This window comes from candidate division WOR-3 bacterium (assembly GCA_039804025.1).
Taxonomy (GTDB): domain Bacteria; phylum Hydrothermota; class Hydrothermia; order Hydrothermales; family JAJRUZ01; genus JBCNVI01.
Genome location: JBDRZP010000010.1, coordinates 36,877 through 51,185, shown reverse-complemented (window position 1 = coordinate 51,185; position 14,309 = coordinate 36,877). Strand labels below are relative to the sequence as shown.

The window sequence follows — 14,309 nt, the reverse complement described above, 5'->3', positions numbered from 1 at the left end:
TTAACTTAACACTTTTGCATAGAAAACTTCTTCAAGATCAGGTTCACTTTTTTCAAAATTTATAATTTTTATTCCGCTTTCTTCTAATTTTTTTACTATTTCTAAAATTTTCTCTTCTTTTCTTGAAAAAATTTTAAATCCATTTTTTGTCCTTGTGAAGATAACTTCTTCCTCCTTTTCTATTAAATTTTCAAATTCCAAAACCTTTTCCACTTTTATCTCGTAGATTTTATATTCTTCAAGAAATTTTTTCTTTAAATTGAAAGGTGAATCAAGTGCTTTATTTTCTCCTTTATCAATAAGTAAAATTCTATCACAATATTCAGCCTCATCCATATAATGAGTAGTTAATATCATTGTAGTCTCTTTCTCCTTTAAATTACTTAAAATTTCCCAGAATTCTTTTCTTGTCTCAACACCCATTCCAGAAGTGGGCTCATCAAGAAAAAGTAAAGGCGGATTGTTTATTATAGCACAGGCAAGAGAGAGTCTCTGTTTTACTCCTAAAGGCAATTCACTTGCTAAATTATTCCTCCAATTACCCATATTAAGAAGTTCAATTAGTTCTTCTATCCTTTCTTTTTCTTTTTGAACTTCATATAACCCCGAATAAAATTTTAAATTCTGATAAAGGGTTAAATCAGGATAAAGAGAAAACTTCTGAGAAAGGTAACCTATATTTTTTCTTATTTTTCTTATATTTTCCTTACTTAATTTTTCTCCTAAAATTTCAATTTCCCCTTCCGTTGGACTAATAATCCCGAGGAGCATTTTTAGTGTGGTTGTTTTTCCAGCTCCATTTGGACCTAAAAGGGCAAAAATTTCCCCTCTTTCTATTTCAAAACTTAAATTTTTAACAGCAATAAAATTTCCAAATTTTTTTGTTAAGTTTTTTACCCTTATAATTTTTTCTTTTTTATTTAGAATATAAAAGTTTTTCTTTTCAAATTCTTCCTCTTCCAAACCTCCCTGCAGATAACCTTCTTTGAGTAAAAAAAATCTATCTGCTCTTTTTGTTTCAAGAATATATGGGGTTGTTATTATTATTGATATTCCATTTTCTTTCAATTTATGAAAAAGGTTCCATAATTTTGATCTTGAAACCGGATCAATTCCTCTTGTTGGTTCATCAAGTAATAAAAGCTTTGGTCTATATATGAGTAAAGTAGCAAGGGAAAGTTTTTTCTGCATGCCTCCTGAAAGTTCTCTTACTTTGTTTTTCCTTTTTTCCTTTAATTCAGTTAATTCAAGAATTTTTTGAATTCTTTCTTCTATTCTTTTTTTATCTTCGTATATTTCTCCAAAAAAATACATTGTTTCTTCTACAGTGAGGTCTGGATAAAGGGAAAAACTTTCTGAAGAGTAACATATTTTATCTTTGAATTTTTCTCTTTCTTTTAATAAATCACTTCCTAAAAAAATTATTTCTCCCTCATCAGGTTTTAAAAGTCCTGCAATAATTTTTAATAAAACACTTTTCCCAGATCCATCAGGTCCTGTAATTGCAAGAATTTCTTTTTCTTTTAATGTAAGATTTATTCCCTTTAAAATTTCCTTATCTTTAAATTTTTTCTTAATATTTTTTAATTGAAGAAGATAAAAATTTTCCATTTTATTTATAATAGACAGAAACAGTCATTCCTGGTTTTAGAAGGTTATCTCTATTAATAACTTTAATCTTAAACTTGAAAACAAGTAAAGCTTTTTCATCTGGTGTTATAACATTTTTAGGAGTAAATTCTGCTTCCTCCGAAATCCACACGACTTCACCAGTAAATTCTATTTTTTTATCTGTATGAGGTATAATCTTTACAGTTTTTGACAAGTTTAAATCGTATAATTCTTTCTGAGGTAAATAAGCATAAACAAAAAGAGTATCAAGATTTGCAATTCTGAAAAGGGGAAAGCCAGGTTTTGTTAATTCACCAACTTCAATATTTTTTTCTATTATTATTCCCTTAACAGGTGACTTTATTACATACTCTTCTTCTTGAATAGAAAGCCTTTCCAGGTTTTTTTTGATTGATTCAATATTCTCTTCTACTGATTTAATTTTATACAAAAGTGAGTTATACTTTGTTTTCATTTTTTCATATTCTCTTTCTGAAAGTGCCCCTATTTCCATAAGTTTTTTGGTTTTTTCTAAGTCTTCTTTTAAGTTTTCAATTTCAATTTCAAAAGATTTTTTTTCAAATTGTAAAGAATTCAGTTTATCTTCTATTTCTTCTTTTAAAACTTTTATTTCTCTTGCATCAATCTCAAGAAGAATTTCACCTTTTTCTACTTTTTCTCCTTCTTTTTTGTATATTTTTAAAACTTTTCCTGCATATTTTGTTGAAAGTTCAATTTCAGTTGCCTCTACTCTTCCTGATGAATAATTTATTTTACCTTTTGGAAATAAAATATATATTATTGCTATTGCTATTATTAAGAAAACTAAAATAAAAAATCTTTTTTTCATTTTATCCCTCCTTTTGATGTTATATTTTTTGTATTTATAGTTTTTCTTTATTTCAATTTTATAGTTTCATAATAAATATACTCATCTTTTAGTAAATAATTCAAAGGAGATTTAAAGGTTATTTCTGAGAGATAAAAACTTTTTAAGAATTTTTTTTCTGGATAAATCAAAATTTTGACATCACCTTTTATTTTTGCGAGTTCTTTAGCTTTTTCAATTGCCTCAAAAATTCCACCTATCTCATCAACAATTTTAACATTTTTTGCATCATAGCCTGACCATATCCTTCCTCTTCCAATGGAATCTACATAGGATTCACTCAAATTTCTTGAACTTGCAACCCTATTTAAAAAATTATTATATCCCCATTTAAGTTCCTTTCTTAATTTTTGAAGTTCTTCCTCATCCCAGGGTCTTAAAATGGAAAAAGCATCAGAATGTTTTAAGGTTTTTACCCTGCTACTTGTTATTCCAATTTTTTCAAACATATCACCAAAGACAAGTTTACCACCGAGGATTCCTATTGAACCTGTGAGTGTTGTATAGTTGGCAAAAATATAGTGAGCTGGACAGGAGATATAATATCCACCTGAAGCTGCGACCTCACCCATTGACACAACTACAGGTTTTTTACTTTTTACCCTTTTAATTGCATTCCATATTATTTCAGAAGCAAGAGCAGAACCACCAGGTGAATTTACTCTTATAACAAGTGCTTTAATACTTTTATCTTTTTCTATTTTTGAAAGGATATCCTGAACCGTTTTTGAGCCAAGCATTTTACCACCAATAAAAGGAAGAGGATTTTTTCCACTTTCACCCTCAATAATTGAACCTTCAAGAGTTAAAAGGGCTATTTTGGGTCTTGTATCAACAAATTCTCTCTTTAAATATTTTTCTTCACTTAAAGTTTTTTCAGAAATTTTTTTAATTTTCTTTTTATTGAACCATTTTTTTATAATATCTTCAAGTTCATTTTCAAAGGCAAATGTATCTATAAGAGAATACTTCAAGGCATCCTCTGAGTTAAAATAAGATTCATTTTCCATAAGTTTTAATAAAGTATCTTCTTTAATATTTCTTGATTCACTTATTTCCTTAATTTCTTTTTCAAGTATTCTCTTAATAAAAAGGTAACTCTGGGAACTATCTTCTTTACTCATGCCTTCTCTAATTAAAGGTTCTGCTGCTGATTTATACTCAGCTATTCTTTCAATTTGTGCTTTAATCCCTATTTTTTCAAAAAATTTTTTTAAGTAAATTTTTTCAACATATGGACCTGTAAGTATTATTGAACCTTCATTGGGGATAATAATCTTATCACAGGCACTTGCAATGTAATAATTCCTTTCATCAAGATTTTCTCCATAGGCAACTGTGTTTTTTTTCTGAAATTTTTTTAATCAATTTTCTTAATTCTTCAGCCTGAGCAGGTGAAAAGTAAGGATTTTCAAAATGTATAATAACTCCTTCAATTTCCTTATCTTGGTATACCCTTTCAAAAGTTTTTAAAAGATCATAAAATGAGGGTTTTAATTTTAATCTTAAAAATCCTATCTCTTCCCTTTCTTCTGAATATTCATCTTTTAATTTTATATTAAGCCATCTATTTTTATAAGAAAAGAATTTGGGATAAAATTCCTTTGAAGTTAAAAATGTATAATTCCTTATTTCGTCTTCTTTGTCCATTGAATAGGAGAGTAATCCCTGACCAAAGGATAGTTCTAAACCAAAAAAGTATCTTGTATCCTCTTTATAAAATTTAGATGATGTTTCTATCTTTGAGTTAAAAATTAAACCAGAAACAGGTTCGATTGAAAAGGAAAAAAAGTAAGAATCAATGCTATCACCTTTTATTTTCATATCAGCTGAAAAAGTTAATCTATCTGTTAAGGGTTTTAAAGCAAATCCCATTAAATATTCATTTTCACTTTTAAAGAAATCACCTTTTGCGCCGAGAGATAAAAAAGAAAATGGTCTTGCCATAAGTCCCAAAGTATAGTATTTTTCAATGTCTCCAAAGGTATAAGAGATTCCAAAGGATAATTTTTCACTGAGAGGTATTCCTGTCCCCATTTTATATATCTTATTTTTATCCAGAAGTGCAAAAGAAAAACCCAAATTCTCCATACTCATTCCAAACAAGTGGTAAAATTTTTCTCTTTCAAAATAGGAGAATCTTTCTTCCCTTAAACTATAAAAAAATTCTGTTCCTTTTTCAAAGGAAAGTCCAGCAGGGTTATTTAAAATTGATTTACTTCTTGTAGAAAGGGAAGGAGAAAAGTGATAAAAAAAATATGAGATTATTAATAGCTTAATCATGATTATTTTTCATTTTATAAAGGAATTGAACCTTTTTAAAAAATTTCATTAAAATCATATTATGAATGATAAAATAAAAGGAGAAATATGTGCAATTGTTACACCCTTTAAAAGGGGTAAAATTGACCTTGATTCTTTTGGAAAACTGTTAGATTTACATATGGAAAGAGAAACTGATGGAATAGTTATCCTTGGAACAACAGGTGAATCTCCAACAGTAGATAAAGAAGAAAGAAAGGAACTTTTAAATTTTGCCAAGGAAAAAATAAAAAATAAAATGAAATTAATAACAGGTGTTGGGACAAATGATGGAAAGAAAACACTTTCATATGCTGAAATGGCTCTTGATATAGGTATTAATTATCATCTTGTTGTAATTCCCTATTATAACAAGCCCACCCAGAATAATCTTATTGATTACTTTGTTTTTCTTGCAAAAAATACAGGTGCGAAGATCATAATTTACAATGTTCCTGGAAGGACAGGGGTAAATATTTTACCTGAAACTATTTTAAAAATTTATGAAAAGGTTCCTGAAAATATTATTGGTATTAAAGAAGCTTCAAAGAATCTTGATCAGATGATGGATCTCGCTAAATTATTTAAGGGTAAAATTTCTCTTCTTTCAGGAGATGATTCCTGGACTTTTCCACTTTTATCCCTTGGTTATGAAGGGGTTATTTCTGTTTATTCAAATATTAATCCAGGTTATTTAAAAAAGATGATTAATCTTTTTGAAAAGGGTAATATAGAGGAGGCAAGGAAGATGCATTTTGATGCTTTACCTTTGATGAATGCTTTATTTATTGAAACAAATCCCTTACCTGTTAAAACTTTACTTTCATATCTTGGCTGGATTGAGGAAGAATTCAGATTTCCTCTTGGAAAAATGGGGGAAGAAAATAAAAAGAAGTTAATTGATATTGCAAGTAAATATAATTTGCCGAAAGCAAATTTGCATTTTAATTATTTTTAGGTTTAAAATAAATTTATGATAAAGATATTTTCAATTTTTTTATTCTTTCAATTTGCAGGAGGCACTCTTAAGTTTTTATATAAGTCAAAGGTCAATGATGATACAGGAAGTGCTTATCAATCAAGACCTTTCGTTTATTATTCCAGTATAGATACAACCATATATGTTGTTTTTGAAGATGATAGGGATAAGGATGGATTAAAGGAAATTTATTTTTCTAAATCACAGGATTTTGGAAGAACATGGTCAGTAAATAAACTGATAAGTCCTGATTTAAATAGAGATGATTATTTCCCTTGGATGAGTGTTTCCCCTTCAGGCAAAATATATGTGGTCTTTCAAAGTGTTAGGGCTAATGTTGGTAAAGTTTATTTTACAAGATCCTCTGATAAGGGAAATACTTTTACTACACCTGATACCCTTCCCGGTATTAAGGTATATTACAGCACTTTTTCAAATGTTAATTTTGGTCCACAACCCAAAATTTGTATAGACCCAAAAAATGAAAATAGAATCTATGTTGTTTGGGCAGATGACAGAACAGGTATAATAAGAATAAGAATTGCAAGGTCAGATGATGGTGGTTTAAGTTTTACTGATCTTGGAGAAGTTGATAAAAATCCCACAAGTGTGAATAGACACCCCAATATTGCAGTTGATGATTCTGGATTTGTTCATATAGTATGGGCAAGAGGTAATTCTGGAAATAACCAGGATCCTCATCCTGATATTGGTTATAATATTTCAAAAGATTTTGGGAATACTTTTCTTCCTCAGGATGTTTTTGTTGTTGATAATCCGGGGTTTGAGGCTTATAGAGGTCAACCCTCAATAACAGTGACAAGTTCTGGTGATGTTTTTGTTGTATGGGAAGACGCAAGGGGTTTTCCAGATGAAGAACCTCATATTTATTTTTCAAGGAGAATTAGATTGGATTCCTTTTCTCAAAATATAAGAGTTGATATTTCCTCAGGTCCGAGTAACTTTAGACCTATTTTCTTTATTGGACCTAATGGGAAAGGTGTTTGTGCCTGGCATTCCAATCTAATTGATCTTGATCACTATTCTATTTTAATGAGTGCTTTTTCTGATACAACCCAAAGTTTCAGCAAGGCACAACTTGTTTTTGAGTTTGATACTACATTTACAGGGACAACTAACGCCAATTTCGGTAATGCTTTTTACCCCCCTTCCCTTTTTGTTGATACTGTTAAAGGTTTTACTAATTTCTTTCTTGTATGGCAGGATTTAAAGGAAGATTCTCTCGGAGATATTTACTTTATAAGGGGAAAAGTTATTATATCTCTTTCTGATCTTGATATTCATGGTGATACTTTTGATGCAAAAAATGACACCCTATTTTTTGGTGAAGTTCCTTCAGACCTTTATTTGGAAAAGAAAATTTTAATTGCAAATACAGATTCTCTTTTTAATCCTGACCCCATTGATGGTCCTTCAAAGAGAAGTATATTTAATTTAAGAGCAGATACTCTTATTTTAAATGGTCCTAAAGGTGGATATGCTAAAGTTTTTGTATATAATAAATTTCCAGATACTCTGAGAGTTGGGGAAAAATTTGAGGTTATTTTAAGAGGTTTTATAAGAGATGAAAGTCCTTATGGAACCTATTATGGAACACTTTATATCAGTGGGATAGATAGAGATTCAGCGGTTGTTGAGGACAGTATAAAGGTAATAATTAAAGGTGGAAAAGCAAAGTCTGATCTCTCCGAAGCTTTTGTCTATCCCAATCCTTTTAAGCCTTCAGAGGGTCATTCTCATATAAGTTTTACAAATCTTTCCCCCAATTCAGAAATTGTTATTTTTGATGTTAATGGAAATAAAATAAAGGAACTTAAATCAGATGGAGATGGTTCTGCAAGATGGGATGGAAATGTAGCTTCTGGTATTTATATTTACTCAATAATAGATAAAAATAAAAGAAAAAAAATTGGTAAAATTGCTATAGTGAGGTGAAGCTATGAAAGGTATAGTTTTTTTCATATTAATTAATTTGTTTGAACCTGGGAGTAATTCCTTTGTTTTTTTAAAAAACATAAGAAATGCAAAAGATATAGCACTTGGTGAAACCTGTGCTACTTCTTCTGATGCTTTGAGTTTTCTTTCAAATCCTGCAATTCTTTCTGAGGTTTCCAAATTTAATTTTTCTTTTTACAGTTCTATTTTATGGGCTGGTATAAAGGATAACTCTCTTGTTTTGTCAGGGAGAACTCCTTATTTCAATTTTGGTATTTCTTTAATTTATCTAAGTTATGGAAGCTTTGAAGGAAGGGATAGTTTTGGTTATAAAACTTTCAATTTTTCTGCATATGATTTTGAGTTTGCTTTAGGAATTTCAAGGAGTTTTACTGAAAGATTAAGTTTTGGTTTTGTTCTTGGTTATCCTTATGAGAAAATTGATAAATATTCTTCAGGTTCTATAATTTTCAGCCTTGGAACTAAATATATATTTAAAAATAACCCCTATATAAAGATTGGTTTTTCTTTACAAAATCTTGGTCCATCTGTTAAGTTCATTAATGAGTCCTTTTCCTTACCTATTGTTTCAAGAGCCGGGTTTTCTTATGGCAAAAAGAGTTTTAATATTGTTTCAGATTTTGTTTTTTCTTCTGATAATACTCCATATTTAACTTTCGGATTCTCTTATTTAATTAAGAATATACTTGATTTAAGATTCGGCTTTAAAACAGATTTTGATTACGGTTTATTAGAGGCTTTTAGATATGGTTTTGGAATAAATTATCCAAATTTTGGTATTGATTATGCACTTTCTCCTTCTGCCTCTTTTTTTACCCATCATATTTCTTTAAAGATAAATTTTAAATAGAAAGTTTAAAAGATATAGTTAGGCTTAAAATAAATTATAAATATAAAAATAATAAGATAAGAAAAGTAAATGGTAAAAAAAGGTGTTTCATCAAATTTTTTTCTAAGTGAGAAGATAATGCATAAAGTTCCTGCAATCACAGAGAGGAGAAAAAAAATAATCTTAAAGAGAATCAGAGCAACTAAGATATAAGTTATAAAAAGTGATATACCAGCAAAAATCGGTGCTCTTTTTTCTCCAACTATCACAGCAAGAGTTTTTATACCCTGAATTTTATCTCCCTTAAGGTCAAGAACATCTCTGAAATTCATAGCAAAGGGAAAGGCAAGGATAAATATGAGGTAAAGTTTTAATGGAAATTTTTTTAAAAACTCAGAACTTTCTATAACTGAAAATCCTGAAAGTATTGAAAATAGTGCTGCAAGTGACAATAGAAAAATTGAAATGGGGTAAAACCTTTTAAGTCTGAAAGGTGGAAAAGTATAAATAATCTGAATTATATGAAGTATAAGGATATTTAAAAAAAAATAAATATTTAAAAAAAGGGATAAAAAAAGGGAGAGAAACAGAAACAAAATTCCATATTTGAAATAAGTTTTTTTATCAACTATTTCTGCAGTTAGAGGTGTTATTTTAAAGTTAATTCTGTCACCTTCGAAGTCTTCTATATCGTTAAATACAAGTGAGGAATAAAAAGCAATAAGTATTGTTATTACAGAAAGAATTAATTTTAAAAAATTAATTTCCAGGAGAGAAATATTTTCCCTTATAACACCAAGCAAAAATCCTCCTGTTGTTAAAAGAGAATAATGAATCTGTAAATTTATTCTCTGTTTATTAAAATAAAAAGGAATTATTTTCAAAAGAAAATTCATATTTCAAGAAAATATTTTGCACTTTCTATACTTCTCGGATCAATTCTTTTAAGTCCTATTTCTCTTGCATATTCAATAACTTCAAAAAATTCTCTTAGTGTAGGTCTTCTTGAAATTTCTTTATAATTTTTTGCCTTATATTCAGGTCTGTATTGAGCCATTATATTAATAAAGGTATTTTCTGAAATTTCCTCTTTAATCCATTTAAGTATCTTTTTACTTTCCTCAACTAAATTAGGCATAACAAGATGTCTTAAGAGAATACCTCTTTTTGCAAGACCATTTTCATCAACAATTAAATCTCCTACCTGTTTATGCATTTCTTTAATAGATTTTTTTGCAACCTCTGGATAATCAGGTGCAAGGGAGTATTTTCTTGAGCTTTCTTTTTCCCAGAATTTAAAATCTGGCATATATATATCGACAATTCCATCCATTATTTTAAGGGATTCCGCTGAATCATAAGAACTTGTATTGTAAACAATTGGAAGTTTGAGTCCCATTTCAATTGCATAGGGAATAGCCTCCATTATCTGTGGAACAACATGTTCAGGTGTTACAAAGTTTATATTGTGGCACCCCCTTTCCTGAAGGTAAATCATAATCTTTGCAAGTTCCTTTGGTTTTACTTCATAACCTGAAATGTTTTGTGAAATATCGTAGTTTTGACAAAAGACACATTTTAAATTACAACCGGAAAAAAATATTGTTCCTGAGCCGTTCCATCCCCTTAAAACATCCTCCTCACCAAAATGGGCAAAAAAAGAAGATACAACTGCATACCTCCCGATTTTACATACCCCTTTTTCATTTGAAATTCTTTTTACTTTGCAATTTCTCGGACATACCTTACAGGGTTTATCAAGTAAACTTAGAGCCCTTTCAACTTTTTCTTTAATTTTACCTTCCTCATAAGTTTTTAAATAAACTGGGGTAAAGGTTTTTGAATCTAACATATTATATTTTATATTTTTCTTCTGGTTTACTTAAAATAAATTATGAAATTTTCAATAATTGAAAGAATACTATTTTTAATTTTTTTAGTAGGTTCAATTTACTTTTTTATTAGAACCGTTCAATATAGATACAGGATAGTTCTTAAAGGTTCTAAAAAACCGGAAATAAATTTCAAAAGGGGAATTAAAAGGGTTTTGACTTTAGTTTTTACCCAGTATGTTCTTGTAAAACAGAGACCTCTACCAGGTATTTTTCATGCCTTTATTTTCTGGGGCTTCTTTGTATTTTTACTTTCAACTCTTGATATGATACTTTCTATTTTCGGTATACCTTCTATACTTGAACTTAAATTCTTTTCTTTTTACCGTTTCTTCCTTGATCTTTTTGCTCTTTTTGTTATACTTGGAGTGATTGGATTTTTTGTAAGAAGATTTCTTTTTAAACCAGAAGGAATAACAAATCCAAAACCTTCTAATGAGGTTCTTCTTTATGGTAAAGCAAAAAAGGGTCCACAGTTTGAGTCTTTTCTAATATTGCTTTTAATTTTTACCTTAATGGTAACCTATCTTTTTGAGAGTGCAACAGGAATAAAAATTCAGGAAAGGGTTTCTGAAGGAAAATGGTTTTCCTTAATTTTTATAAATTTTGTTCCTGAAAGTATCTTGTTCTGGAAATTCAATTATTTTTTACATCTTGTGCTTGTATTTTTATTTTTAAATTTAATTCCCCTTTCAAAACATTTTCATATTATAAATGGAATAATAAATGTTTTTCTTTATGACTTAAATTCCTATGCTTATATTGAAAAAATTGATTTTGAAAAGGAAGATGTTTCTTTTGGTTATTTAAAACCAGAGGATATTTCTTTTAAAGAGAGATTTGATGCCTTTTCCTGTATAGAGTGTGGTAGATGTCAGGATCTTTGTCCTGCTTATGCTTCCGGCTCTTCCCTTTCTCCAAAATATCTTGTTGTGAATACAAGGGAATTGCTCCTTGAAAAGGGAGAAAAGATTTTAAAGGGAGAAGATACAGGGATTAAATTAAAGGACACAGTTATTTCAGAAGAAGCTTTATGGGCATGTACAACTTGTGGAGCCTGTATGGAAGCCTGTCCCCTTGATATAAAACATATTCCATATATATTGAATCTGAGAAGAGGTGAAGTTCTTACAGAAAGCAAATTTCCTGAAGAACTTTCCTTTTTCTTCAAGAATATGGAACAGAAGCAGAATCCGTGGGGATTATGGAGTGATGAGAGGATTAAATGGATGGAAGGATTAAATGTCCCTCTTGCAAGAGAAAAAAATAATTTTGAGTATCTTTACTTTGTTGGGTGTGCTTCTTCCTTTGATAAAAGGCTTAATAATATTGCGAGAAGTATAGTTAAAATTCTAAATCATCTTGAAGTTAATTATGCCTGTTTAGGTGATGAAGAAATCTGTAATGGTGATCCTGCAAGAAGAACCGGAAATGAATATCTTTTTCAGATTATGGTTGAGGCAAACATTGAAATATTAAAAAAATATGATTTCAATAAAATACTTGTGCACTGCCCCCATTGTTTTAATATTTTTAAAAATGAGTATCCTGATTTTGGATTTAAAAAGGAAGTTATTCATATATCAGAATTTTTGAATTCTTTTATTAAAAAAGGAAAATTAAAATTAAAAGTTGATAAAAAAGATTATACCTTTCATGACCCTTGCTATCTTGGGAGACATAATGGTATTTTTGATGAACCAAGAGAAATAATAAAAACTTTTGGAAGGTTAAAAGAACTTAAAAATTCTCGGGAATTTTCTTTTTGTTGTGGAGCTGGGGGAGGAAGGATGTGGATGGAAACAAAAAAGGGTAAAAAGGTGAATCAGGTTAGGATGAAGGAGATAAAGGATTTTGGAGTGAAAAATGTTTTGGTTTCCTGCCCCTTTTGTTTGAGAATGCTTGAGGATGGAAAAAAAGAAATAGATGCAGAAGAGTTTGAAATTATGGATATAACGGAGGTTATTGCTATTAATCTTGAATAGATAATTTAAAAATTGAAAAAGGTTTTTAAAGAAACTTAAAATAGTGTTTATGGAAATTACCTTAAAAGAACTCTTAACTGAAAAGGCTTTAAGTGTACGGAGAAAGATAATCAAAATGCTTTATAAAGCAGGGAGTGGTCATCCTGGTGGTTCCTTATCTATAGTTGATATTCTTGTTACTCTTTATTTTGGGGATATATTGAGATACAGAGAAGAGGATCCTTTCTGGCCTTTAAGGGATAGACTTATTCTTTCAAAGGGACATGGAGTTCCAGCTCTTTACAGTGTATGGTCAGAGGTTGGATGGATACCCGAACATATGTTATGGACTTTAAGAAAAATTAATTCGCCACTTCAAGGTCACCCTGATAGAAGGAAATTCCCTATTCTTGAGATATCCTCGGGTTCCCTTGGTCAGGGTTTATCTGTAGGAATAGGTATGGCACTGGCAGGAAAGATAGATAAAAAAGATTACAGGGTCTATGTTATAATGGGTGATGGAGAAATGGAAGAGGGTCAGGTTTGGGAAGGAGCTATGTTTGCAAGTTTCCACAAATTATCCAATTTAACGGTAATTGTGGATTATAACAAATTTCAGCTTGATGGACCAATTAAGAAAATACTTGATATTGAACCTTTGAAAGAAAAGTGGAAAAGTTTTAGATGGGAAGTTTTTGAAGTTGATGGACATTCAATTGAAGAGTTAAGTTCTGTTTTTTTAGAAATAAAGAATAATAATTTTGAAAAGCCACAGTGTGTTATAGCCCATACTATTAAGGGTAAAGGAGTTTCTTTTATGGAAAATAATAATGAGTTTCATGGAAGGGCACCTACAAAAGAAGAGGCTATAAGGGCTTTAATGGAACTTGGTGAAGAGAATCCTGAAATTTAAATGAGAGAATTCAAACTGGGAAAACCTACAAGAGCAGCTTACGGGGAGGCTCTTTTAAAACTTGGTGAGGAAATTGAAGAAATAGTGGTTCTTGATGCTGATCTTTCAAAGTCAACCCATACTTACCTTTTTGCTGAAAGGTTTCCTGAAAGATTTTTTAATTTTGGAATAGCGGAGGCGAATATGGTAGGAGCAGCAGCAGGTCTTGCAAGGTGTGGGAAAATTCCCTTTTGTTCTTCTTTTGCATGTTTTATGGTTAATAAAGCTTATGAACAGATAAAAATTTCAGTTGCAGGAAGTAATTTAAGTGTTAAATTTGTTTCTTCTCACGGTGGAATTTCAGTTGGTGAGGATGGATTTACACAGCAGAGTATAGAGGATATAGCCCTTATGTGTACATTTCCAAATTTTACCGTAATTGCTCCCTGTGATGAAGTTTATACTCAGTGGGTTATAAGGGAGGTAGCAAAAAGAGAAGGTCCAGTATATGTGAGAACTCAGAGACCTAAAGCTCCTTTAATTTATGAAAATGGAAATAACTTTGATTGGGGAAAATATATAAAACTTGAAGATGGAGAGGATATTGCTATTTTTACCTATGGTTTGACAGTTGCTGAGTGTTTAAAGGCTCATGATTTATTAAAAGAAAAAGGAATAAAGGCTCTAATTTTTGATGCTCCCTTTATTAAGCCTCTTGATGAGGATACACTTTTAAAGGTAGCAAAAGAGGTTGGAAAAATAGTAGTTGTAGAAGAGCATTTAAAGGATGGTGGTCTTGGTTCAAGAATTGCAAGTTTCTTAAGTGAAAGAAATCCTGTTCCAATTAAAATTATAGCAATAGAAAATACTTATGGAGAATCGGGAAAACCTGAGGAGTTATTTGATAAGTTTGGAATTTCTTATAAAAGAATTTTTGAAAAGGTAATAGATTTTGTTAAAAAAACTTGATTTTTT

At 29.9% G+C, this 14,309-nt stretch carries 12 protein-coding genes; 6 read left to right on the top strand and 6 right to left on the bottom strand.

Annotated features, from left to right (window positions below; translation table 11 throughout):
- The 4 genes from ABIN73_05020 to ABIN73_05005 are packed head-to-tail and all read right to left on the bottom strand — an operon-like array spanning position 1 to position 4,783.
- On the bottom strand, positions 1 to 1,611 hold the full coding sequence (locus ABIN73_05020; GenBank protein ID MEO0269085.1) for an ATP-binding cassette domain-containing protein: 1,611 nt from the start codon (positions 1,609 to 1,611) through the stop codon (positions 1 to 3).
- A 1-nt stretch (position 1,612) separates the two neighbouring features.
- The gene (locus ABIN73_05015; protein ID MEO0269084.1) at positions 1,613 to 2,461 is read right to left on the bottom strand and encodes an efflux RND transporter periplasmic adaptor subunit; all 849 of its coding nucleotides are present in this window, start codon (positions 2,459 to 2,461) and stop codon (positions 1,613 to 1,615) included.
- Between the two features lie 47 nt (positions 2,462 to 2,508).
- Positions 2,509 to 3,798 (bottom strand): signal peptide peptidase SppA, encoded by a 1,290-nt coding sequence (gene sppA, locus ABIN73_05010; protein MEO0269083.1) that lies wholly within the window; start codon positions 3,796 to 3,798, stop codon positions 2,509 to 2,511.
- Positions 3,799 to 3,814: 16 nt separating this feature from the next.
- A complete protein-coding gene (locus ABIN73_05005; protein MEO0269082.1) occupies positions 3,815 to 4,783 on the bottom strand; it encodes a hypothetical protein in 969 nt (322 codons plus the stop codon).
- A 61-nt stretch (positions 4,784 to 4,844) separates the two neighbouring features.
- Between ABIN73_05005 and dapA the strand changes: the two genes are divergently transcribed.
- From dapA to ABIN73_04990, 3 genes are read left to right on the top strand one after another with little or no spacing between them, the layout of a single operon-like run.
- A complete protein-coding gene (dapA, locus tag ABIN73_05000) occupies positions 4,845 to 5,759 on the top strand; it encodes a 4-hydroxy-tetrahydrodipicolinate synthase (protein ID MEO0269081.1) in 915 nt (304 codons plus the stop codon).
- A 15-nt stretch (positions 5,760 to 5,774) separates the two neighbouring features.
- Positions 5,775 to 7,736, top strand: coding sequence for a T9SS type A sorting domain-containing protein (locus ABIN73_04995; protein MEO0269080.1), 1,962 nt, complete (start codon positions 5,775 to 5,777; stop codon positions 7,734 to 7,736).
- A gap of 4 nt (positions 7,737 to 7,740) precedes the next feature.
- Positions 7,741 to 8,607, top strand: a complete 867-nt coding sequence (locus ABIN73_04990; GenBank protein ID MEO0269079.1) for a PorV/PorQ family protein — start codon at positions 7,741 to 7,743, stop codon at positions 8,605 to 8,607.
- Between the two features lie 5 nt (positions 8,608 to 8,612).
- On the opposite strand, the gene ABIN73_04985 is transcribed toward ABIN73_04990, so the two are convergent.
- Complete coding sequence (locus tag ABIN73_04985) at positions 8,613 to 9,482, bottom strand: UbiA family prenyltransferase (GenBank protein ID MEO0269078.1); 870 nt, start codon at positions 9,480 to 9,482, stop codon at positions 8,613 to 8,615.
- On the bottom strand, positions 9,479 to 10,438 hold the full coding sequence (locus ABIN73_04980; GenBank protein MEO0269077.1) for a radical SAM protein: 960 nt from the start codon (positions 10,436 to 10,438) through the stop codon (positions 9,479 to 9,481). Before ABIN73_04980 ends, ABIN73_04985 begins: the two co-directional genes overlap by 4 nt.
- 42 nt (positions 10,439 to 10,480) lie before the next feature.
- On the opposite strand from ABIN73_04980, the gene ABIN73_04975 reads away from it, so the two are divergent.
- The 3 genes from ABIN73_04975 to ABIN73_04965 are packed head-to-tail and all read left to right on the top strand — an operon-like array spanning position 10,481 to position 14,303.
- Positions 10,481 to 12,463: a (Fe-S)-binding protein gene (locus ABIN73_04975; GenBank protein ID MEO0269076.1), complete on the top strand. Its 1,983-nt coding sequence runs from the start codon at positions 10,481 to 10,483 to the stop codon at positions 12,461 to 12,463.
- Positions 12,464 to 12,512: 49 nt separating this feature from the next.
- Positions 12,513 to 13,355, top strand: coding sequence for a transketolase (locus ABIN73_04970; GenBank protein MEO0269075.1), 843 nt, complete (start codon positions 12,513 to 12,515; stop codon positions 13,353 to 13,355).
- Positions 13,356 to 14,303 carry a transketolase C-terminal domain-containing protein gene (locus ABIN73_04965; protein MEO0269074.1) on the top strand — a complete coding sequence of 316 codons (948 nt, stop codon included), beginning with the start codon at positions 13,356 to 13,358 and terminating at the stop codon, positions 14,301 to 14,303. It abuts the gene before it with no gap.
- Positions 14,304 to 14,309: the final 6 nt, after the last annotated feature.

Coding starts and splice junctions, on each gene's coding strand:
- ABIN73_04990 (MEO0269079.1), top strand. CDS start 7,741: ATGAAAGGTATAGTTTTTTTCATATTAATTAATTTGTTTGAACCTGGG.
- dapA (MEO0269081.1), top strand. CDS start 4,845: ATGAATGATAAAATAAAAGGAGAAATATGTGCAATTGTTACACCCTTT.
- ABIN73_04970 (MEO0269075.1), top strand. CDS start 12,513: ATGGAAATTACCTTAAAAGAACTCTTAACTGAAAAGGCTTTAAGTGTA.
- ABIN73_04965 (MEO0269074.1), top strand. CDS start 13,356: ATGAGAGAATTCAAACTGGGAAAACCTACAAGAGCAGCTTACGGGGAG.
- ABIN73_04985 (MEO0269078.1), bottom strand. CDS start 9,482: ATGAATTTTCTTTTGAAAATAATTCCTTTTTATTTTAATAAACAGAGA.
- ABIN73_04975 (MEO0269076.1), top strand. CDS start 10,481: ATGAAATTTTCAATAATTGAAAGAATACTATTTTTAATTTTTTTAGTA.
- ABIN73_04995 (MEO0269080.1), top strand. CDS start 5,775: ATGATAAAGATATTTTCAATTTTTTTATTCTTTCAATTTGCAGGAGGC.
- ABIN73_04980 (MEO0269077.1), bottom strand. CDS start 10,438: ATGTTAGATTCAAAAACCTTTACCCCAGTTTATTTAAAAACTTATGAG.
- ABIN73_05015 (MEO0269084.1), bottom strand. CDS start 2,461: ATGAAAAAAAGATTTTTTATTTTAGTTTTCTTAATAATAGCAATAGCA.
- ABIN73_05020 (MEO0269085.1), bottom strand. CDS start 1,611: ATGGAAAATTTTTATCTTCTTCAATTAAAAAATATTAAGAAAAAATTT.
- ABIN73_05005 (MEO0269082.1), bottom strand. CDS start 4,783: ATGATTAAGCTATTAATAATCTCATATTTTTTTTATCACTTTTCTCCT.